The organism is Paenibacillus xylanilyticus, assembly GCF_047246825.1.
Classification (GTDB): Bacteria; Bacillota; Bacilli; order Paenibacillales; family Paenibacillaceae; genus Paenibacillus; species Paenibacillus xylanilyticus_B.
On the sequence record NZ_JBFOLB010000002.1, the window covers coordinates 786,332 to 807,474 of the forward strand.

A 21,143-nucleotide genomic window follows, 5' to 3' on the forward strand; every position below is an offset into this window, starting at 1 on the left:
CTCCCTCAACTCTTTCAGTTTCCCACAGCCACTGGGAGTCCTTATGGAATTCAGAATCCTTCGTCCAAAAGGGCTAACATTCTCTCATTTTTGATTATACAATTTAATCGTAAATTTTACATTTAGTTAATCCACTTCTTACTTTCGTTTAGCAATTGTTGTATACACTGGGATTTAGATACGCGAAACTATACATATATTTTAGGAGGATGCATTCATGTTAAACCGGTTTAATGCCCGTGCCGCCAAAATGATGCTCGCGGTTACAACAGTTGTTACAGCTACGCTGGGAGGAAGCAGTGCCGCGTGGGCTGTGGAAGACACTGCTACATCTGCATCAGCATCACCAATCAAAAATGTCATTATCCTGATCCCGGACGGCATGGCTAACGATGCGACTGCACTTGCTCGCTGGTACAAAGGGTCTTCCCTGACTTTGGATTCCATGGCTAGCGGTATGGTTCGCACACACTCCGCGGATGCTCCGATTGCGGACTCGGCTCCTGCGGGAACGGCCTTCGCTACTGGTTATAAATCACATACAGGATATGTTGGCGTACTGCCAGACAAGGCAACCATGCCTGGACAAAAGGCTATCGCTCCTGGAGATGAAAAAAAACCGATCGCTTCCGTTCTGGAAGCATCCCAACTGGCAGGTAAGGCAACCGGCATTATCGCTACCTCCGAAATCATGCACGCTACACCGGCTGACTTCTCCGCTCACTATCCGGACCGCAAAAATTACGATGCTCTCAGCAAACAGCAAGTATATAACGGTATGGATGTTGTTCTGGGCGGCGGAAGCCGCTACCTGGAGCCAGCGGGCCGCAAGGATGGCGAGAATCTGGTCTCTTCCATCAAGGCACTCGGTTACGATTACGTAACAACTCCGGCCGCAATGAAAGCTTCGGACTCCGGCAAGCTGTGGGGAATGTTCGCACCTGCGAGCATGTCCTATGACATGGATCGCGATCCTGCGAAACAGCCAAGCCTTGCTGAAATGACATCCAAAGCCATTGAAGTCCTGTCCAAAGACGAAGACGGCTTCTTCCTGATGGTAGAAGGCAGTAAGGTGGACTGGGCGGCCCATGCCAACGATCCGATTGGAATTATCAGTGATGTACTGGCATTTGATGATGCTGTAAAAGCAGCGATGGATTTTGCCAAAGCAGATGGAGAGACCGCTGTTGTGGCTGTAACCGACCATGGTAACGGCGGACTTACCATTGGTAACAACGCAACAACTGGCACCTATGACAAAGAACCATTGTCCACATTTATTGGACCTTTGAAAAAGGCCAAGCTGACAGGTGAAGGCGTGGAAGCGAAGCTGAATGCCAAACGCACCAACATCAAAGCAGTCATGAAACAATACTATGGCATTTCTGACTTGACTTCGGAAGAGATCGCAACGATCAAAGCAGCCGAACCAGGCAGCCTTAACTACGCGATCGGGCCAATGATCAGCAAACGTGCAGGCATCGGCTGGACAACAGGTGGTCACACAGGCGGAGATGTGGTGCTGTATACGTATGCTCCGAACAATGACCGTCCATTCGGCGTGATCGACAACACGGATGTGGCTAAATACATGGCACGCGTACTGGACCTGGATCTGGACAGCGTGAGCAAACAATTGTTTGTTCCTGCTAAAAAAGCATTTACAGCCAAAGGAGCAACTTACAAGCTGGATCTGAAGGACACCAAAAATCCGAAGATTCTGGTAACGAAAGGCAGCACCAAGCTGGAACTGCAAATCTATAAAAATATCGCACTGGTTAACGGCAAAAAGACTGAGCTGGAAGGCGTGATCGTATATAACGGCGTCGAAGCCTTTGTACCACAAGGGGCAGTGGATCTGATTCAGTAATTCGGCATCCCGCCTGTAACCAAAGCGCCATAATACGAGAGCACAGGAGCTTTTACAGAAAATTTACCAAGGATTAAACCATTTGGCTGCCGATTGTTTCGGCGGCTATTTTGTTGTTTTCTTACAGGAGTAGGTTCCCTTCCTTGCTTATCGTATAATGAACATGACATTGATAATAGGAGACAAAAAAGGAGAGATTCACCCATGTTGATCAAACTAAACTGGATCACGCTTCGGGTACGCGATTTGGAAGCCTCACTCGGGTTCTACCATGGTATGCTCGGGCTTCCAATTCAGCGCCAATTCGAAAGCCGTGGACGGCAAATCGCCATGCTTGGCACTGAAAATGAAACCATGCTGGAACTGATTGAGGGCAGCGAATCCGTTCTAAAAAAAGAAGCTGGCGTGTCCATCGGCTACGAGGTAAGCTCGCTGGAGGAAACCATGGAACAGCTGGCAGCGCTGGAGATTCCTATTGTACGCGGCCCCGTTCAGCCCAATCCTCACCTGCGCTTCATTTACATCGCCGACCCGGACGGCTTCGAGGTACAGCTCGCCGAGCATGGATGATCAAGAGTGACACGGTGCATCAGTGGCAAGCCCACATGTTCAACAACCGATCAAGTGGCCGCCAAGTCGGAGTAATCCACTCTTGGTGATATGAAAATTGCTCACCACTAACGTCAGGCGAACGGTACTTCAGTTACCACTAAAGTAAGTAAGATTCTGTTTCTGGCCGTTCATTCCTACCTTTCCATGGAAGAACTGGCCGATTACACATGGTATCTCAATACCGAATGGGAGGAACAAATGAGGCAGAAGACATTTAAGAATAATCACCTCACTCCAGAAATGAAAAAAAATGTGGAACATCGCCTATCAGCCAAGCCCCGTCGCAGAATAGGATGGTTCGCTGCAATCGCTGCCGTGTCCCTTCTTACATGTGGAATTTATGTCGGGTTTAGCACCCTGGGAAATAGTTATGCACCGACACCTGTGCAAGGAGGTATTCCACAGGATTCAGCACCTGTTCAATCGACGGGTGAAACAATCGTTTTCCCAGGAATGGATGGCAGTAAGATTGAATTGCCTCTGCAATTGTCGGAAGCACAGCTCAGCATTGACAGCGATAGAAGCTATATCAGATCTGCTCCTCCTCGAATCCCAGAGATAAGTTACGAACTCTCCCCGGATCTGAAAGACAAGCTGCAAGCAGTGCTGGTGTATCGACCAGACATACCAGGCGGTTACCTGTTATTAGCACCAGCTGGCTGGAAAGCTTCGGGAACCGTGGGTGCGAACGGTTCATATGGGCTCACGCTGACGAATCCAGATAATACAGAAGAGACCCTGCATTATTCGGATAATGCTTGGGCCTGCCAGGGCTGTGCTATAAACAACATTGGAACCTACTTCCCCGATCAGGCCAACTGGGCAGATGAACAAGGTTTCACAGTCTATGAGCCTATGGCTTTTGACGAATGGAATGATGTCGGATCGGAGGGGGATGACCACCGAACAGCATTGTATGTGACGACATCGAAGGACGGATTTCATCAGGAAGGTGTCGGCTATTACGCAGAAGACAGCAATGGTTATTTATTCAGGCTGCTGGAATTCAACCTTACTCAAGTTTCCTCCATTGAAGACGAGACAATTCAGTCCTCTTTGCATTTTTTCCAGTCCCAACATGGACCGATAAATATTGAGACAGACTAGGTGCATGTCTAGAAACACCATTTTTTAGCCTATACAAAAAAGGCATCTCTAGTTGCGTCCAGAACATGCTTTTGTTTTGCATTCTTCAATTCATTCGGGGGGATTACTGTTTTCCGTTTCTTCCACTCAAAACAGCCAAAATAAGCTTTTCCTCCCAGGGGACATTGATCTTTATCTTGCTTCAACTAATAGGACACTGCACTCTTAGTAGCTCAGCAAGCCTTCGATAACCCGGTCCGTCCTCGCTCCTGTTGACCTCATCTTCCTCCATCTCCAGCCAATAATCGGCATCCAGCAGATCCACCATGTCCAGCAGCGTGATTTCTGCACAAGCAGGATGCTCACATGCAGCCAGCATGGGCTCGGGACTGTCATCCCAGTTGTATCCGTTCACGACGGCATGCAGAAGCACGGCCGAATCCAGCCCGCGGATCTTCGCAGCTGCCTTCGCAGAGGATTCCTCGTATAAAATCTCATCCACCACTGCTTGCTCCTCCTCGGTCAGCTGAAGTCTAACTGATCCTTTGGTGCCGAGCAGCATATCCGCTATAGCAGGGTCTCGTCTCGCTGCATTCCAGGCACTGGCCTGAATTCCTTGGGGAGAATCCAGCTTCACGCCGTATTCGATCAAGAGCTGGATCGCTTCCAGCTGTTTGAATTTCACGGCTTTTTTAGCCCGGTATCCCCAAGCTTGTCCTCCGCTTCCAGATCTGGATGCTTATCCAATAGACATTTTATGGCTTTGGCAGGCATGCGATACGTCAAAAAAAGCATAAGCGGTGTACGACCGCGTTCATCCCGCTCATTGATATCCAAGCTGTTTACTGCAGCACAGGCCTGTTCCATGTCTTTGGACTTGCTTATCTCCAACCAGTTCATTGATTCTCCTCCTCCAAGTACTTCATACACTACAATACACTGTAAAGGAGATATACCTCGGGTTCAAGTTACAGCGCAGGCGATTAAAAAAAAGCCCATCCAGCACGATGAACATGTACGGATGGGCTTTAGCAAGCATTTCTTATAAAGGTCTTCTGGACACTAGGCCGACAGTGTATCCATCGGCACCACACCTGGTGATGGACGATTAGCTGCTTTCTCTTCGCTTGTAGAAGAGGACATCTGATGATCCGACACCAGCTCATTCAGGTTCAAAATCAATTGCTCCAGCTCGCCAAAGCTGTCTACCATCTTCTGAGTCAGATTGCGCTGCTCCTCCATACTGGCAAGAATCTCTTCCGTAGCGGCACTGGATTGCTGAGTCACACTTGAAATCTCGGAAACCTCATTCACCACTTTTGTGGAGGATTCCTTCATCGTAGCTGAACTGCTCTCAATATCCGTTGCCTGGTTCAGCACTTCTTGAGAATTGCTATTAATGGTACGGAAAACGACTTCTGCCGTCTGCACGCTATCTCTTCCTTCTTGCAGGGCAAGGCGAATGCGTTCGAAGCGATCCGTCAGCCCTTGTGTTTGCCCTTTTAACCGGGTCAAAATGGCAGCTATGTCACTTGCCGATTGGCCTGAATGCTCCGCCAGCTTACGAACTTCCTCCGACACGACTGCAAATCCACGTCCATGTTCTCCTGCACGAGCAGCCTCGATCGCAGCATTAAGTGCAAGCAAATTGGTCTGGTTGGCGATATCCGAGATACTGTTCAGCATCAGAGACATGGACTCACTTTCCTCGTTGAATTTTCTCATGTCACCAGCTGTTGTATCGATCGTCTCATAGAGTTCCTGCATCTGTACATTCAGATGGTCCATCTGGGCACTTCCCGTTTCCGTGCTGCTTGCCATACTGGCGGACAGTTCTTTCATTTGAGACGAATAGGAAGCAACATCGCGGATATGATGATCTGACAAGGAGAGGGACTCCGAGATTTCGGCTACACTGGTTGCCTGGAACTCAACGCCTTTGGCCACTTCACTGAATCCGAGCGTCACCTCATTAGTAATGGAACCAGTTGCCTCTACTTTTTGCTTCAGTTGATCCGTGTATCGGGACAAGCCCTCCACAGCTTCTTTGACCCGTTCCAGCATGGTTTCCACTCTCTCTTTGGAGCTCTCCACTTCTTGCCAGCGTACTTCGCTTTCCCGGAAGAGTCTTTGATTCAAATGGGAGACCATCATCAGGATCGCTCCGGTAAGGGCAAACATGCCCACATTAACAATGTTCCCAATGAAATCAATCGTATTTTCTGTATTTATAACAAATAACTGGAGGACACTATTTGCGAGTGATATAAAAAATCCAATCATAAAAAACTTTTTGTTCGGATACAGCAGCAGTATTGCAGTTAAGACCAAACTTAGTGAGAAATTGACAGCACCCCAACCAATGTAGACCCCACATATTGTAATGATCAGTGTGATCAGCCAAGGAATTAAGTGAATGTGTTTTCGTTTCACATTAGCATATGTAACCCAACCCGCAAACAAAATGGCTATGCCACTGGAAACAAGCAGCTTAGGAAGCAGAAAGATCATGCCCAGACCAACAGCAACTATAATCCACAAAATGATATTGATCAGCTTGTTCCTTTTCCAAATAATTTCATCATACCGATTCATCCGTTCCCCGTCCTTTATCTAGGTTAAATGTGGTTTTGTAGGGCAACTCTGTACTACATTCCATTGGTCTATGGTCCTGCTTATATGCAATCCGCAAATCCCCCGTGTCTTAGCATAGTACAAATTAACTTCATAAACATGAAATAAGCGCTACATTATGTATATCGGTATTCTAAATTTAAAATTTATACGGAGCAGCAAAATAATACGCTTCCATATTATATTGACAAACGAGAAAAAGCCTGCTTATACGCTTTGACGTACATACAGGCTCATCAGGTTAATTCAAGTGAATCACGGTGTTCACAACCCTATTTAATTTTCAACTCGATCATATTGCGCTCTGCTTCTTGAAGATCATTGTACACTTTGCCTGGTGCACGCAGCTTTAATACCAACGATTGCGGATCATCCAGCAGGTTGCTGCTGAACGAATGAATCATGCCGTCTTCGGTGCCAATTCCTCCTACCGAGGATAGCTCTGTCTGCCTTCCATCCTTGGTTGTAGATACAATTTTAATAGGGCTAACTGCATCGTAGATGGAAAGTTTGGTTTCATAATCAATCTTTTCGCTAGGTTCATAAATGAATCTGACACGAGTCACAAGAGGTGATATTTCTACTTCAGATAACATCACTTCATATCCACCAACTGTGAATAGCTTATTCAGTTCTAAGACTTCCGTTTTGGGAACCGAGAATTTTGGGTCCAGGTCAAGGGTCATTTTTAGACGATCCGAATAACGCATTTCGGAAATTTTGGTCCCGATCTCGGGATCTTCCAATTTACCAGGGTCAACCGAGGCGATCTGGAAATCCAGCAATAGTTTCTCCGGTAGTGGGTTGGATCGGTCGAGATCTATCGTTTCACGGCCATGCAGGGCGTGCTTTCCGTTATCCACTTGCATTCCCCCGGCATTGCCATTATCCAACTTACGATGGGTTACTCCATCCGTAATTCGAGCACTGTTAACATTATAAATCTCTTGGGAATCATCTGTTCTCGCTGTATATAACACGATGATCCGATTCTCATCTGCCATAACTGCATCAATGTTCAATTGATATACTCCCGTTCTAACGGTACGGTTTACAAGCTGAAAATAACCGTTATTTATTGCGGATTCTATTGTCTTTTTATCTATATCCGTCTCAGCTAGTTTCCGGAAAGGCTCCAGAACTCCCCAATCCTGAATGGGTTCAACAGCTGTTGTCTGTGGGGGAACGATCCCCCGGTATGGCCCGAACATGAACCATCCTGCAGCAATTACCGTTATGAGCACAGCAGTAAGCCATTTGATCTGGACACCACTTGTCGTTCGCCTCGCTCTTGCTTTTGCAAGCCCTCGCTGGATGGCAAATGCCGTATCCGCCGGATTCAAATACTGTTTCTCCATTTCAACTTGGTATGCGTCTGCAAGAAGTGCCTTTTCCTCCGGACTAGTTTTCATGCCAATCCCCCCTGTTTTTCATCAGCTTGCGTAACTGCTCCAGCCCCTTGTGCTGCCAGGTTTTAATGGTTCCTTCGGGTTTCCCGAGAATCGAGGCTATGTCGCTCAGTGTCATGTCGTTATAATATTTCAGCAGTAATACATGGCGATATTTTGGTTTTATTTTCTGCAAGAATCCCCACATGGCAATCCGGTTATCATCCAGGCCTGCAACTGCGACCTCTGCAAACACTTCCTTCAAACCATCATTAGACAGCGGTGTGGTTCGCTTGCGGCGTCTCTGTTCGTCAATACAGACATAGATCAGAATCCGAATGATCCATGACTTGAACGCCTTCTCATTTTTCAAAGTCCGACGCTTCGTCCAGGCCCGGCATGTCATCTCCTGCACAGCTTCCAGAGCATCATGACGGTTACGCAGATAACTGTAGGCAATGGAAATCAGCGTATCCTGATGCTCCATAATGGACTGCACAAACAACGTCTCGTCTTCGGTTTGTACGAACATGATCTTCTTCATCTCGGCTTTGGTCTCCACCCCGCATCCCTCCTTCTCTCTCTTTCTGTGGTTTAAGACGGGTGAATGCACCAAACGGTTTTTATTATTTTCTTGCATCTAAAGAGCTCGATTGATAAACAAATTAAAACACGCTGAATAATGCTCAAGGTTGCCAGGAGATATTTTGAGTTAAACGATAAAAAGAATGACCCCTGTTCAAAACAGAGATCATTCATCAAACCATATTGTTCTTTATTACAATGTCATTTTCAGATCATCGTAGTTTTTATAAACCCTATTTTTTTATGTAATGTCGAATCGGTAATTTTCACACACCCTAGATGGTTATCACTGTTCTACATTGAGTTACAAAGGGGTTCCGAGAAAGTTAGTTATTGTCAATGCGTATTATTGTGGAATCCAAGTTTCCTCTAGCAATAAATTCACTTGGTGGTCATTAATGACAACGGTGTGGTTATCGCTCCATTCCAAGTCGACTTGATCTACCCTCCGCTCCGAATACACAACTTTTCGAAACCAAAGCGGTCCCTGTAATTCCCCGACAATGCCGAATGTCCCCATTGCACCCGCATCCGTTTTATAGAATTTTAGTGTATAGTGCTGATCTGGCGAATGTGTCGTCTCGAGTAATACTTTTGATCCGGAGAATATCGCAGTAAATGACACAACAACTAGAAGTAAGAAAATGAGGACCGAAGAGAGAATCACCGATATCCAGCTTCTTAGCTTCGCAAAGTTGTTCGATCGATCTTTAAAACCAAGGATGGCTAGAGCAAGAGCGAACATAGAAAAAACGAGCATCACATAGGCAGGCGGAACGATTAACCATTGATTATTCATATTGGAATATAATGAGTAAAACGATAAGAAGTATAAAATTAGCACGGAGAACAACGCAATCCAGCTCATTTTTTTCACCATCTTGAATCTCCTCTTCTTCAAGCAATATAACTATTCTTTAGCACTGTCCATAAATAGGGTATTGTTTAAACCAGAAGGAGCTTTCAAAATGCCTTCGTCACAATTCAATTCATACGTCATCTAATGTCTCTTGTTCACGCTATTCATTAATTGAGCGATCCAGCCATAACTCATACCAATCCAAAAAAGCAGACGTTCCGTAGTCCCCCAGTAGTGATCCGGATAAATACCGTTTCGATTCGCCCGATCATCAGTCCAAATTTCTCACTGCATGGTCCATTCAAAACCAGATTCATGGAAATACCGCAGCCAAAATCACTAATACGCAGCAGGCCTGCGCCAAATAAGTTCATATCCGGGTCCAGGCTTTGAAGGCTTTTCAACTTCTCGCGTATGCGTTCCAGCTGCTGCTTTACATGACCGATCGCTCCTTCCCTACTCTGTTAACTTCGTTCCACAACGTATCCACGTTGATGCAACTCATTCAGCGCTGCTTCTGTATCACGCTCGGGACATAGCTCCCTGATCAGACTGGCTGTCACTGGTTTCCCCTCATATACTTCAGTTAAAGCAGACAAGGACAATTCCTGTGTGTCATAATATCCTTCTGCCCATTCGGCGAATGCTTCTGGCGTCTCCTCAATATAGCCCAGCAAAAAATCTGCACCGCCTGTGGCATCGTCTTCGCCTTCCTCCACTAACGCTTGCTGAATCCAGCTTCCCGCTTTCCATTGTGGGTCATTTCCTTCCTGCCAAACACAAAAGGTAACATCCTCCAGTTCCAACGCTTCCTCATGATCCCGCAAAATAGTCAACAATGCTTCCGGTACTTCGTCATACATGCCTGGGTAGACTTCTCCATCCTCACGAGCGTGGGGGCTTAAAGGAGATTCATGGTCAAATCCCTTGATTAACGTACCCGACTCACTAAACAACACATGCAGGTGATCACCTGCCCCATTATCGATGCTCCCCCATGCCACACCAGGCTGCAGCTCAGCTTCATAACGGTGTACGCGAAGCCACTCTCCCTCTGACATGATGATATCCAATGCAGCAAGCACGCGCATGTGTTGATGCAGTGTATCTGAATTCGTTATCGACGTGAAATTCCAATTCAGCATGTGAAACCCTCCTGATATACTGTCTACTGTTCTTTTAGGACTTACCCATTCCTGTACCATTCATAAAAAATTCTAAACACGGATCAGACTATCCAGTATGTTATGGCCCTGGGCACTTGGTTTTATAGACATCGAAATGTGATTGCCTTCTCTAGAGACCAAGCACGCATAGTTTCCGGGCTGCAGCGGCAAGGTTATCCCATCGCATGACTCATCCGGCTCCAGATCTCCGCCACTGACGTCCTCGGCCGCTCCCAGAAATACATTGCCGGAGGGAACTTGCAGATAAAACACCTGCACTCCTTGTGTTTCTTGCACTTCGTTAGCTGTGTCCGAGATATCCACACTCCACGTTACCTCATACAATCCATCCGCTCCCAGATTGAAAAAGAGACAATGACCTGCGTTCACCTCAGCCAGTTCATCTTCCGGAAGGGACCACCAGTCCGACGGTTCTTCCACACGGTGTTTTAACGAAGCCAGATCATACAGACACAGCGTTGCCGTATCCGTAACAAATTGAAATGTCCCACGCATCCTTCATCTTCCTCTCTGATCGTAATCATTTATTGTATCAGCCACTCCAAGCGCTGCACCAGATCGCTGTTTAATTCCTGGCTGCATAACGACAGCTGCGTATGAAGACGTTCCCGTTCAGCCGTGGACATTCTGCCCCCGTAGCTGCGATTCGGGAATTGGGCCCAGTTGTGCAATTGTCGCTGGATTGTGCGTTTCACCCATTCCTGCCTGGCTGTTGGGAGCTGTTGCAGCAGCAATCCGAGTTGAGTCCATCTGCCCATGGCAGAGATGATGCGCAGCACATTACGAATGACATGAGGCAGGTCATCTGCTCCTGACAATAGAACAGCGGCTTCATCAGGCTTAATGAGATATGGATGGCGCATGAGTGCCCTGCAGGCTTCCCGGGAGATGCCTGGTTGAGGGCTCCTTAGCGAACATACAAAATGGTTTCCATAAGATATAGCGTCCAGCCGCATCAACCCGCGTATAACTGCTTTCCGTACTGCAACGGATGGATGCTGAGCATATTCAAACAGGACCTCAGCGTCTGCCTTTTCCCCCGTCTCGCCAAGACCGGCAAGGGCAGCAGCAAGATGGTCTTGCCCTTCGCTCCATATCGCGTCAAGATACCACTCCGCATAATTCACCTTCATCCAAGGTTTGGCATGCCTCCGTGCTGTATCTCGTACAGACAGGTTCGAATCCAGAAGCCGGTCCATTATAATCTCCCTCGCATCAGCGGGATACATCGTGGCAAGCACATCCAGACTTTCCCGGCGGATCGAAGGCACGCTGTCCATCTGCATGCGAAGAAGGACCTCTCTCAGCTTCTGACCGGACAACATGCGATCCACTCGCTGTGCTGCCCAGCGCCGTATGGAAGGATCCTCATCACGCAGCGCCTGCTCCATAAGCATCTCCGTATCCGTTCCTTCTGCTTCCATCGAGATATGAAAAGCCAATCGGCGGATGCCGGGCTCCAGGGATACCCGTGCCGTATGAAGGACATATCGGCATTCCTTCTGTCGCAGCAGGTGATGCACGGATTCAATGAAAGACTCGAATGAATCCCGGCAACAGATCCGAAGTCGCTCCACAAGCATGATATGTTCCATCCACAGCTTGGCATATTCTGGCGTCTGTTTTCGTTCGAGTGCAGCTCTGGCCAGATTGCGAATTTCGGGCACCCAATCATTCAACCGAAGCAGCAAATAAGCAAAGCTATAGGACTCGCCTTCCCGAATCATCCTTTTAACTGCAGCCTCTCTTATGTATCCGCTCCAGTGCATCGTCAACATGGATAAACGGATTGTACTGGCCTGATCCATCGTATGCATCTCACGTTCCACTACTCGCTTCCGATCAACAGGAGATGGACGCCATTCCCGCACATGTTCATTCAGCCAAACCAATTCGGATACGGGACATACCGCAAGCAAACGGGTAACCGCCTGCTCTGCTGCCCGACGAATGTCGGCACACTCATGATCCATCATTCGTAACATGACCGGAATCGCGGCATAAACTCCAGACTGGCCAATCTGACGAAGTTGCTGCACCGTTTCCTGAACAGTTCCTGTTCCCAGCTGATTAAGTTCTTTCTTTAACTCAGAAGACAATTGACGCACGTTCACCCGCTCCTTCCCATCTGATCCAGGTAAGGAATCAGAACCATATCCAACCATTATATCAAGCCGGGAAGCGGGGTTAAAGGAACCCATGGGCTATTTCTGTTTATGCTATACTTATGAAAAATGCAATGAATGAGGGATTGTAATATGGATGGATGGGAAAGCGGCGTCATTCAGGTTGACGATAGTCTAAAATTGTATTCCGGTCTCACGGAGGAGGAATTGAAGGCAAGTCTTTTTTATAAGGAGAAAAGCACAGAAGTTCAAACGCTCACTACGGGATATACGTGGTACAGATTCAAATCAGTCGCTTCTTCGGGTGGCAAAACATATTACCTCGCCTTGTGTTTCTATCAGTCCCGACTAGTTCATGCCAGTCTGGCAATGGACGGCAGCGAATTTCCCTCTTCGTGGGATGAATGGACCGAGGCAGGTGAGATGAAGCGCAAGGCGGCCCATGATGAATGGCTGAAGCAGCAGATTTCTGGTACACCTCAAATTGTACGCTCCAAACCCTATCCATACATAGAATACAGCTTTCCATGGGGAGCGATCTATTCCAGCTATGATCCCCGGTCTGCCAGTGCAAGCATAGGGTTCACGTTTATCTGAGATTATGACGGTTCCCTCCACGTAAACAGGCTGTATCTCTTCATTTTCGGGTGCAAATTGACGATATAACCATAACATGAATTTTTTGAACTTTGTGGAGGAAACTATGTCAATCAACCTTAGAAGAGAACCATTTCGTTATACATTGAAGGAACCCATTACGTTTGAAATTTACATCATCAGCATTAACGGCGTATCTGCACCACACAAACCCATTCAGGCCGAATTGATCGATATCAGCCGATCCGGATGCCAGCTTTCGTTTCCGCTAAGCCTGCATGTCGAGTCCAATGAAATCCGGATCGGAATGAATCTGCTTCTTTTTGAAGATCCCTTATATCTGGAAGGAACGCTGCGCTGGGGCAAAGAGGAGAACGAAACATGGCATTACGGCGTGCAGCTTGAAATTCCGGATGGCAATCATGATCGCCTGTCCAGAGAGATGCGCATGCTTGCCGGACAGGGAAAGATCATGGTGAAGTAGCGGCTTTATTCGCGGTGGAGGCATTCTCCATTTTGGACCAGTTCACGCTTTTTTCCAGAATCAGTGAGACAAGAACACCGATAACGAGTCCATTGCTAATAATGGGAATGAGGTAAATGGGCAATGCCTGAAACGCTTCGGCAGGGATGTTCATTACGGCAACCCCGGTTAGAACAGGCAGAGCTACGCGGTATATCGTTTTGGAATTAAACGTTGTCCCTTCAATGGTTCTGAGTGCTGTACCGAACATTTGCAAGTAGGCTACAAACAATACGGCACTGCCTACACTTGGTGGTATTTGCGCAAAAAAGGCAGTGACTGAAGAGGTTAGCCCCAAAATACATAACATGCCTGCCCCAATAATAAAGGCAGTACGTTTCAAAATACGTGTACTTTCCAGAAAACCGATTGACGAAGCGAATAGACCAAATGGCAGTACACCCACACATGCGGATAGCATGCTAAACAATCCTGTAAGCATATAGGAGCGTTTATATTGTTGGTCTGTCGTCTGTGTTCCGTATATTTTTTCCACCGTGCTTAATGTTGTGATTGAATTCGTCATATTGACCAATCCGACAAAGAACGCCGTAATGACAATCCCCGGCTCCCACGTCGGTGCCCCCCATGGAAACAGCGAAAACAAACTCCCGCCAGAATCACTCGATATCCCTGCGTGTTGACCTGGAAACACAAAACTGTAGGCAATCCATCCTGACACAATGCCAATGAGAATGGAGTAATTGCCCAGTTTGCCCCTGCCCTTCAGCTGGATCAAGGCGACCAGAAACGCTATAGCAACCGATAATGCGGCTACCGGCAGGTTAAATGTACCAAATTCAGTATAGCCCACCATACCCTTGAAGAAATTCATGGTCAGCTGGATCGTCATGAGAAATAGCATTGCACTCTTGACCATGGGTGTAAACAGCTTCTGCAGCACATGGGCTGCACCCAATCTGCCAAGGACCATCATGGTCAAACCGGCTAACAGAAAACCAGCAGCAAGCCCTCCCCCAATTCGCTCCAGACTCATGCCGGCGGAAGATGCTGAAACAGTAAGACTGAGGGTTAAACCCCACCACAGACCGGAAGGGCCGTCCATTACCACATAGCGGTGTCCAAAGAAAGCCTGCAGAATGCACACGGCTCCAGTAAGCAGAAATGCGTGCTGCATCGATGCAGCGATAGCATCCGGAGACAGCTGAAAATTATGTCCGATGGATAAGGGTACTACTACAGTATTGGTAAACAAGAAGAAGAACCACTGAATACCTGCCAAAACAAGCGAGGATGTTTGACTCATATATTTTGATATAAAATGCTCTTGATGTCTGTTCATGAATAGTTTATTTCCTTTCGCGCTTTCATATGGAATGAACCACCTTCATTCAATCCTTCGATAGTAGCCGTTCCATTTCGATATATCGATTTCGTTTGGCATGCATAAGCGGTGTAATTCCATCCCGATCGGGAATCTCGGCATCAGCACCATACTGCAACAGCAATGCTACGATCTGCTGATGCCTGGCACCACCGTCCCCCAAAATGACGGCCTCCAGCAGAGCTGTCCAGCCCAGATTGTTGATATGATTCACGTCCACATCGGTACTTGTCAGCAGGAGCTCCACAATGTCTACATGACCCAGATCCGCAGCAGGAATAAGTGCTGTTCCGCCAAAACGGTTTGTTAATTTTGTATCTGCCCCCGCTGCAATGGCCAACTTAACAATCTCTCCGAGGCCCTCGGCACTGGCATATAACAACGGATTATCCAATCGCCCATCCTGAAGGTTAATATCGGCTCCGGCATCGATTAACATGCTCACAGTCTGCACCTTATTGCCATGCACCGCAGCCATCAGCGGTGTCCGCCCAAGCGCATCCCGTTCATTCAATCCGGCGCCTTGTGTAATAAACCGTATAACTTCATCTGTATGCCCAGCTTCAGCAGCGGCATGTATCGTTTTAGCCAACGCCAACGTGCCTCATCCTCCAATTCATCGTCTTTCTCATGAGCACAGTTCATTTAGAGATCGAGTTTTGTTAACTAGGTGTGCAAATCTAATGTATGGTAACATAGGATGATAGTATATTAAAAATACATGTTTTGTTGGCTTGCCATACGAAATACATATACTTTTGCAGCGAGGGTGAAAACACGTGGATATCAAACAATGCCGCTACTTTATTGCCATTGCCGAGGAAAAACAAATTACAGCTGCTGCCCGAAGGCTGCACATGGCCCAACCTCCACTCAGTCAGCAGTTAAAACTGATGGAAGAGGAGCTAGGCATAGCACTATTCGAACGCAAAGGACGCACGATGGAACTGACTCAAGCGGGCCGCAGCTTCTATGACTATGCCGTCACGTTGACCAAGTATATGGAGGAAGCCGTTATGGAGATGCAGAGTTTCCGTTACGGAATTCGGGGCAAACTATCCCTGGGCATGAACACCATTTCCGATAGTCTGATCCCGAAGGCACTCCAGCAGTTTCGCACAAGCCATCCCCAAGTGACCTACAAAATTCAACAGAATGAATCATCACAGCTATGTCATCTGCTCGATGATGGATTCATTGAACTAGCCTGCGTGCGCATGCCGGTAAAAACGGAACACTATGAAGTGCTTCATCTGCCGCAGGAGCCGCTCTACTACATATCTTCAGAACCGCTGAAGACCGCAAGCGAAGGTGGAACTTACTTTGGTCAGTTGGCACAAGTCCCACTCTTGCTCCCGAGCACGGAAGGACTCGGCATGTTTGAACTGATTCTCGAGAAGTTCCGTGAACATCAGGTGAAACCTTCAATTATGGGTGAATGCTCGGATGTTGCCATGCTGCTAGAGCTGGTCCGGCTCGGGTTCGCGAATTCCATCGTGCCGGGTACGGTGCTGCAGCTTCATCACGAACAATCACTTTATGTCTATCGGATTCTGGACCCACACTCCACCGTAGGTTCGGCGCTCGTCTGGCTTCATCATAGGTACCTGTCCAAGCCGGCCCAGCAATTCGTGCAATTGGTAAGGGAGATGCTCCCATAGAAGCACCAACAAACCGACTTGGACTACAGAAAAGTAACTGATAGACATTGCAGTGGTGTATAACAAAAAAAGCAGCAGCGTTTCCGGTGCTTCCGGAAACGCTGCTGCTTTTCATATCGTTTAAGCTTTTGCCGTGTAGAGCAGCTCTTGCTCTTTAATCGAAGTACGACCTGCAGGTACGATTGACTCATATTGATGCATGTTTGTGATAATGACTGGCGTAATGGTTGTGTAACCGGCTTTTTCAATTTCCAAGCGGTCGAATTCCATCAGCACATCACCAACAGCAACTTTCGTGCCTGCCTGAACTTTAGGTGAGAAGAATTGGCCTTTCAGCTTCACGGTATCAATACCGATATGAATCAGCATCTCTGCGCCGTTGTCACTAACCAGACCAATGGCATGTCCACTCTTGGATAAGGAGAATACGGTTCCGTTGATCGGAGAAACGACACGCCCCTCGGTCGGCTGAATCGCAAATCCTTTTCCCATAATTTCTTCTGCAAACGCAGGGTCCGGTACTTCGCTCAGTGGTTTTACTTCACCTGTAATCGGGCTGAATACTTCTTGATCTTGTGCTTTTGCTTCTTCTGTTTCAATTGCTGCAGGTGCAGTGTTATTTACTTCAGCAGCCGGTTGAGCCGGAGCTTCAGCTGCTTTTGGTGATGCTTCTTCCTGGAATCCAAGAATATACGTAATCACTGCTGCTGCCACGAGCGCAAGCGCACCACCGACAATCGCATAGATCAATGTACTGATAGATGGACTGATATAGGCTGCAATGCTTGGCAAACCCACCAGACCTGTCATTACAAAAGCTTTAACCTGGAAGATTCCCATAAACGCACCGCCGATAGCTCCCCCTAGGAGGGCTGCGATAAACGGCTTTTTGAATTTCATGTTGATCCCGTACATTGCAGGTTCAGTAATACCCATAACTGCTGTTAAACCGGTAGAGTATCCAAGGGACTTCGTTTGTCCGTTTTTTGCTCTCAAAGCTACACCGAATGCGCTACCCGCTTGTGCCCAGTTAGCCGCAAACATTAATGGGATAATAAAGTCATATCCAAGCGATGTCATCGATGCAACAATAATTGGGAGCAATGCATAGTGCATACCTGTAATGATCAACAGTGACATTGTACCACCAATCAAGATACTTGCCAGAATTGATACATTGTCAAACAACCATGAAATACCACCTGACAATCCGTTACCAATAATGGAGCCCAGAGGTCCGATTGCAATCAGCGTCAACGGAACCATAATCAACAATGTTACGGTTGGTACCACCAAAAGCTTCAAAGAAGCATGTGTTACACGGTCAACTGCTTTCTCTACATACGATGAAATCCATATTGCAATTACGATTGGGATAACCGTAGAAGAATATGTTGCTGCTACGACTGGAATACCAGCAAACGAGCTGTTGCCTGGTTCCAGCAGTGCTGTAATCGTTGGATGCATGATACCAGCAGCTAATGCTGCGCCAATATACATGTTGCTGCCCAGTTTGCGGGAAGCACTAATCGCCAAAATGATTGGCAGGAAGTAAAATGCACCGTCACCAATAGCGGACAAAATAGTATACGTGGAGCTGGTATCAGACATCCATCCCACAGCAACCAGAATAGCGATAATTCCTTTAATCATCCCCGCGCCAGTAATCGCAGGCAGAATTGGGGTAAATATACCCGAGATAAAGTCAAACAGAGCACTTATCGGATTTCTCTTTTTCTTCTCTCCAGTAGAAGCTCCTGCCGATTCTGATGTTGGAGCTTTGGACATGTTGCCCACAAGCGCGTTATACACAACAGGCACATCGTTTCCGATAATGACCTGGAATTGACCACCATTCTCCATGACACCCATAACGCCCGGTATATTTTTCAATGTTGCTTTATCTGCTTTTGCATTGTCATTTAGGTTAAATCGGAGTCTGGTCATACAGTGTGTGACTTGATCAATGTTCTCTTCCCCACCGACCAGCTTCAAAATATCTTTGGACAATTGTTGTTTATCCATTGTGTTTTGCTCCTTTAATGTGTAATGAAGATTAAAAAAAAACCTAAACACTGAATAATGACAAAGCAGTTTAAGCTTATCATTATTCAACGTTTAGGTTTTGCCTTTTTCGAAGTAACAATCCCAAATTTATTCGATTGGTTGTTCATTTCTGACGACACGTTCAATGTGAATCGTGAGATACAGTATTTCTTCCTTGGACAAGACCCGATTATAGATCTTCCGCGTGTAATCATTAATCTTGACTGCACAAGCATATGCTTCAGGGTATTGCTTACTCACCAGGTCATGAAGCGGATTATCTTCTTCCTTGTCTTCAATGGCTGTACCTTGCAGCACACGTTGAGCAAAGAACTTCAGATGGGTTAAGAATCGATAATAGCTCAGCGAATCCTCATCCAGCTCAATAACGAAACTGCGTCGTACGATGTTGAGTATATCCTTGACAATATTGGTAATGCTGATGGTTTCTCGCATTTCACCGTTCATCTGAGCGTTGACCAGGTGCATGGCAATGAATGCGCATTCGTCTTCGGGGAGCAGTACTCCCAGTGTTTCTTCAATAATCTGAAGTGCCTTCAGCCCAATCGCATATTCCTTGCGGTACATGCGCTTGATCTCCCAAAACAGTGCGTTACGGATCTGCAATCCTTGACGATGTCGATCAATGGCAAAATGAATATGATCCGTTAGTGAAATATAGATGCTCTCATGCAACTTCTCACCTAACACCGTCTCAGCATAACGAATAATCTCATCCGAGCATTCAACATATTCAACTGGAATATCGGACAGAAGCGTTTTCAGTTTCTGCGATACTTCCTTACTTTCCAATGAGAATATTTTTTCGATGAGACTTTCGTCTATCGATTCACCAGCATGCTTTTTGAAGGCAATTCCTCGTCCCATGACGACCAGTTCGTTCCCACCCGGATCAATCACGGTAACTACGTTGTTGTTCAGCACCTTCTCAATTTTCATTTCTTCACATCACCTTGCACCGTCAAAGTAGTAAAAGGCAAAACCAAAGCAGGTCACGAAATATGCCCTGCTTCTGGTTTTGCCTGATTGAACAGTAACAATCCAGTTATTCATTAGCCTTAGGCCCATCTTACCATATAATCATCCATATGACAATGTTTTTGTGAAAGCGGTTAATGTGACAAATTATGACATAAGAAGATGCTTGTCAACCATGCCTTTAGAACCACTATTATTCGTTAATGCCTTTCAAACTTGCACCATTTGTACTAATGACTTCTTTGTACCAATGGAATGATTTTTTCTTGTATCGATCCAGAGAACCAGTTCCGTCGTTGTTGCGATCCACGTAGATAAACCCGTAGCGTTTCTTCATCTCTGCAGTTGATGCGCTGACCAGATCGATACAGCCCCATGAAGTGTATCCCATAACTTCCACACCATCTTTAAGCGCTTCACCAACCTGCACCAGGTGATCATTCAGATATTGAATACGGTAATCGTCGTTCACCGTTTTGTTGCCGTTCTCGTCTGTGATCAACTCATCCACAGCACCCAGTCCGTTCTCGACGATAAACAAAGGTTTTTGATATCGATCCCAGTATTTATTTAGCGTTACACGCAGACCTTGCGGGTCAATCTGCCAGCCCCATTCGCTCGCTTTCAGGTAAGGGTTTTGTACACCTGCAAACAGGTTCCCTTTGCCTTCGACGCGTTTCTCCGGATCAGCTGTCTCACAGAGACTTACATAGTAACTGAACGAGATAAAGTCTACCGTATGCTTCAGAATTTCTGCATCGCCGTCTTCAAACTTGATATTGATATTGTTCGCTTTGAAATAACGATTAATGTATTTTGGATAATAACCACGTGCGTGGATATCGGCAAAAATATCATTGCGCTGTTCTGCATGCATCGCTGCAACCACATCATCCGGATTAGGAGTCAGCGGATACGTAGGCATGCTCAGCACCATACAGCCGATTTTGGCTTCCGGCATAATTTCATGCCCCAGTTTGACAGCGAGTGCACTTGCTACCAACTCATGGTGAATTGCCTGATACAGATCCTGCTTGGACAACTGGTCTTTCGGCGTGTAGATCCCGCCGCTCATGAATGGCTCCTCCAAAATGGAGTTGATTTCATTAAAGGTCAACCAGTATTTCACTTTACCTTTGAAGCGATTAAACAGGACCGTTACATAACGCTCGTAAAACTCGATCATTTTACGGTTAACCCAGCCGTCATACGTTTTGGACAGATGCAGCGGCGTCTCATAATGAGAGATCGTCACGAGCGGTTCAATCCCGTATTTGTGACATTCATCGAACAGGTCATCGTAGAATTGCAGACCTTTCTCGTTCGGCTCAAGCTCATCCCCTTTAGGGAAAATCCGGGACCAGGCAATCGATGTACGGAAAACTTTGAAGCCCATTTCGGCAAACAGTTTTACATCTTCTTTGTAACGGTTGTAGAAATCGATCCCGATCAGTTTCAAGTTATCTTCCGTAGGTCCTTCTGTTCGTGGTGTTGTAATCCCGTGCGGCATTACATCTTGAACAGACAAGCCCTTGCCGTCCGTATTATAAGCTCCTTCAAGCTGGTTGGCGGCTACTGCGCCGCCCCATAGGAAGTCCTTCGGAAATGGTGTTGTCATATCAATC

20 protein-coding genes and 1 pseudogene are annotated in these 21,143 nt (G+C 46.7%); 6 read left to right on the forward strand and 15 right to left on the reverse strand.

What is annotated here, in order from left to right:
* The first annotated feature begins 217 nt into the window (after positions 1-217).
* The 3 genes from AB3N00_RS18245 (at position 218) to AB3N00_RS18255 (ending at position 3,589) form a co-directional block, all read left to right on the forward strand.
* Complete coding sequence (locus AB3N00_RS18245) at positions 218-1,870, forward strand: alkaline phosphatase (RefSeq protein WP_413035836.1); 1,653 nt, start codon at positions 218-220, stop codon at positions 1,868-1,870.
* 204 nt (positions 1,871-2,074) lie between these two features.
* Complete coding sequence (locus AB3N00_RS18250; RefSeq protein ID WP_413035837.1) at positions 2,075-2,440, forward strand: VOC family protein; 366 nt, start codon at positions 2,075-2,077, stop codon at positions 2,438-2,440.
* A 282-nt stretch (positions 2,441-2,722) separates the two neighbouring features.
* The gene (locus tag AB3N00_RS18255; protein ID WP_413035838.1) at positions 2,723-3,589 is read left to right on the forward strand and encodes a DUF4850 domain-containing protein; all 867 of its coding nucleotides are present in this window, start codon (positions 2,723-2,725) and stop codon (positions 3,587-3,589) included.
* A gap of 181 nt (positions 3,590-3,770) precedes the next feature.
* Here AB3N00_RS18255 and AB3N00_RS18260 read toward each other — a convergent pair whose 3' ends face one another.
* The 10 genes and pseudogenes from AB3N00_RS18260 to AB3N00_RS18305 form a co-directional block, all read right to left on the reverse strand.
* Complete coding sequence (locus AB3N00_RS18260; protein WP_413035839.1) at positions 3,771-4,253, reverse strand: DUF4274 domain-containing protein; 483 nt, start codon at positions 4,251-4,253, stop codon at positions 3,771-3,773.
* Positions 4,250-4,468, reverse strand: coding sequence for a hypothetical protein (locus AB3N00_RS18265; protein ID WP_413035840.1), 219 nt, complete (start codon positions 4,466-4,468; stop codon positions 4,250-4,252). Before AB3N00_RS18265 ends, AB3N00_RS18260 begins: the two co-directional genes overlap by 4 nt.
* Positions 4,469-4,630: 162 nt before the next feature.
* Positions 4,631-6,163 carry a methyl-accepting chemotaxis protein gene (locus tag AB3N00_RS18270; RefSeq protein WP_413035841.1) on the reverse strand — a complete coding sequence of 511 codons (1,533 nt, stop codon included), beginning with the start codon at positions 6,161-6,163 and terminating at the stop codon, positions 4,631-4,633.
* Positions 6,164-6,474: 311 nt separating this feature from the next.
* Positions 6,475-7,614 (reverse strand): hypothetical protein, encoded by a 1,140-nt coding sequence (locus tag AB3N00_RS18275; RefSeq protein ID WP_413035842.1) that lies wholly within the window; start codon positions 7,612-7,614, stop codon positions 6,475-6,477.
* Positions 7,604-8,152 carry an RNA polymerase sigma factor gene (locus AB3N00_RS18280; protein WP_413035843.1) on the reverse strand — a complete coding sequence of 183 codons (549 nt, stop codon included), beginning with the start codon at positions 8,150-8,152 and terminating at the stop codon, positions 7,604-7,606. The genes AB3N00_RS18275 and AB3N00_RS18280 overlap by 11 nt, the downstream gene beginning before the upstream one ends.
* A gap of 369 nt (positions 8,153-8,521) precedes the next feature.
* Positions 8,522-9,055, reverse strand: a complete 534-nt coding sequence (locus AB3N00_RS18285; RefSeq protein ID WP_413035844.1) for a DUF5412 family protein — start codon at positions 9,053-9,055, stop codon at positions 8,522-8,524.
* 139 nt (positions 9,056-9,194) lie between these two features.
* A pseudogene (locus AB3N00_RS18290) lies at positions 9,195-9,390 on the reverse strand (SMI1/KNR4 family protein); the annotation flags it as partial.
* Between the two features lie 108 nt (positions 9,391-9,498).
* Positions 9,499-10,179, reverse strand: coding sequence for a hypothetical protein (locus AB3N00_RS18295; RefSeq protein WP_413035845.1), 681 nt, complete (start codon positions 10,177-10,179; stop codon positions 9,499-9,501).
* A 72-nt stretch (positions 10,180-10,251) separates the two neighbouring features.
* Complete coding sequence (locus tag AB3N00_RS18300; RefSeq protein ID WP_413035846.1) at positions 10,252-10,716, reverse strand: DUF6386 family protein; 465 nt, start codon at positions 10,714-10,716, stop codon at positions 10,252-10,254.
* A 29-nt stretch (positions 10,717-10,745) separates the two neighbouring features.
* Complete coding sequence (locus AB3N00_RS18305; protein WP_413035847.1) at positions 10,746-12,329, reverse strand: HEAT repeat domain-containing protein; 1,584 nt, start codon at positions 12,327-12,329, stop codon at positions 10,746-10,748.
* Between the two features lie 150 nt (positions 12,330-12,479).
* On the opposite strand from AB3N00_RS18305, the gene AB3N00_RS18310 reads away from it, so the two are divergent.
* Together AB3N00_RS18310 and AB3N00_RS18315 are read left to right on the forward strand one after the other, a co-directional pair.
* Positions 12,480-12,944, forward strand: a complete 465-nt coding sequence (locus AB3N00_RS18310) for a hypothetical protein (protein WP_413035848.1) — start codon at positions 12,480-12,482, stop codon at positions 12,942-12,944.
* 106 nt (positions 12,945-13,050) lie between these two features.
* A complete protein-coding gene (locus AB3N00_RS18315) occupies positions 13,051-13,428 on the forward strand; it encodes a PilZ domain-containing protein (protein WP_413035849.1) in 378 nt (125 codons plus the stop codon).
* Here AB3N00_RS18315 and AB3N00_RS18320 read toward each other — a convergent pair.
* Entirely contained in the window at positions 13,415-14,770 is a 1,356-nt protein-coding gene (locus AB3N00_RS18320) for a uracil/xanthine transporter (RefSeq protein WP_413035850.1), read from the reverse strand. The genes AB3N00_RS18315 and AB3N00_RS18320 overlap by 14 nt on opposite strands.
* Before the next feature lie 49 nt (positions 14,771-14,819).
* Complete coding sequence (locus AB3N00_RS18325) at positions 14,820-15,410, reverse strand: ankyrin repeat domain-containing protein (RefSeq protein ID WP_413035851.1); 591 nt, start codon at positions 15,408-15,410, stop codon at positions 14,820-14,822.
* Between the two features lie 181 nt (positions 15,411-15,591).
* Between AB3N00_RS18325 and AB3N00_RS18330 the strand changes: the two genes are divergently transcribed.
* Positions 15,592-16,473: a LysR family transcriptional regulator gene (locus AB3N00_RS18330; RefSeq protein WP_413035852.1), complete on the forward strand. Its 882-nt coding sequence runs from the start codon at positions 15,592-15,594 to the stop codon at positions 16,471-16,473.
* Positions 16,474-16,593: 120 nt separating this feature from the next.
* Here AB3N00_RS18330 and AB3N00_RS18335 read toward each other — a convergent pair whose 3' ends face one another.
* The 3 genes from AB3N00_RS18335 to AB3N00_RS18345 all read right to left on the reverse strand — a co-directional run bounded on the left by AB3N00_RS18335 (position 16,594) and on the right by AB3N00_RS18345 (position 21,136).
* Positions 16,594-18,498, reverse strand: a complete 1,905-nt coding sequence (locus AB3N00_RS18335; protein WP_413035853.1) for a beta-glucoside-specific PTS transporter subunit IIABC — start codon at positions 18,496-18,498, stop codon at positions 16,594-16,596.
* 129 nt (positions 18,499-18,627) lie between these two features.
* Positions 18,628-19,479 carry a BglG family transcription antiterminator LicT gene (gene licT, locus AB3N00_RS18340; protein WP_175397353.1) on the reverse strand — a complete coding sequence of 284 codons (852 nt, stop codon included), beginning with the start codon at positions 19,477-19,479 and terminating at the stop codon, positions 18,628-18,630.
* Positions 19,480-19,711: 232 nt separating this feature from the next.
* Positions 19,712-21,136, reverse strand: a complete 1,425-nt coding sequence (locus tag AB3N00_RS18345) for a glycoside hydrolase family 1 protein (protein ID WP_413035854.1) — start codon at positions 21,134-21,136, stop codon at positions 19,712-19,714.
* Positions 21,137-21,143 lie beyond the last annotated feature (7 nt).

Excerpts from the sequence above, each read along its gene's own strand:
- AB3N00_RS18275 (WP_413035842.1), bottom strand. The coding sequence starts at position 7,614 with ATGAAAACTAGTCCGGAGGAAAAGGCACTTCTTGCAGACGCATACCAA.
- AB3N00_RS18315 (WP_413035849.1), top strand. The coding sequence starts at position 13,051 with ATGTCAATCAACCTTAGAAGAGAACCATTTCGTTATACATTGAAGGAA.
- AB3N00_RS18255 (WP_413035838.1), top strand. The coding sequence starts at position 2,723 with ATGAAAAAAAATGTGGAACATCGCCTATCAGCCAAGCCCCGTCGCAGA.
- AB3N00_RS18285 (WP_413035844.1), bottom strand. The coding sequence starts at position 9,055 with ATGGTGAAAAAAATGAGCTGGATTGCGTTGTTCTCCGTGCTAATTTTA.
- licT (WP_175397353.1), bottom strand. The coding sequence starts at position 19,479 with ATGAAAATTGAGAAGGTGCTGAACAACAACGTAGTTACCGTGATTGAT.
- AB3N00_RS18295 (WP_413035845.1), bottom strand. The coding sequence starts at position 10,179 with ATGCTGAATTGGAATTTCACGTCGATAACGAATTCAGATACACTGCAT.
- AB3N00_RS18300 (WP_413035846.1), bottom strand. The coding sequence starts at position 10,716 with ATGCGTGGGACATTTCAATTTGTTACGGATACGGCAACGCTGTGTCTG.
- AB3N00_RS18335 (WP_413035853.1), bottom strand. The coding sequence starts at position 18,498 with ATGGATAAACAACAATTGTCCAAAGATATTTTGAAGCTGGTCGGTGGG.
- AB3N00_RS18265 (WP_413035840.1), bottom strand. The coding sequence starts at position 4,468 with ATGAACTGGTTGGAGATAAGCAAGTCCAAAGACATGGAACAGGCCTGT.
- AB3N00_RS18270 (WP_413035841.1), bottom strand. The coding sequence starts at position 6,163 with ATGAATCGGTATGATGAAATTATTTGGAAAAGGAACAAGCTGATCAAT.
- AB3N00_RS18245 (WP_413035836.1), top strand. The coding sequence starts at position 218 with ATGTTAAACCGGTTTAATGCCCGTGCCGCCAAAATGATGCTCGCGGTT.
- AB3N00_RS18320 (WP_413035850.1), bottom strand. The coding sequence starts at position 14,770 with ATGAACAGACATCAAGAGCATTTTATATCAAAATATATGAGTCAAACA.
- AB3N00_RS18250 (WP_413035837.1), top strand. The coding sequence starts at position 2,075 with ATGTTGATCAAACTAAACTGGATCACGCTTCGGGTACGCGATTTGGAA.
- AB3N00_RS18310 (WP_413035848.1), top strand. The coding sequence starts at position 12,480 with ATGGATGGATGGGAAAGCGGCGTCATTCAGGTTGACGATAGTCTAAAA.
- AB3N00_RS18345 (WP_413035854.1), bottom strand. The coding sequence starts at position 21,136 with ATGACAACACCATTTCCGAAGGACTTCCTATGGGGCGGCGCAGTAGCC.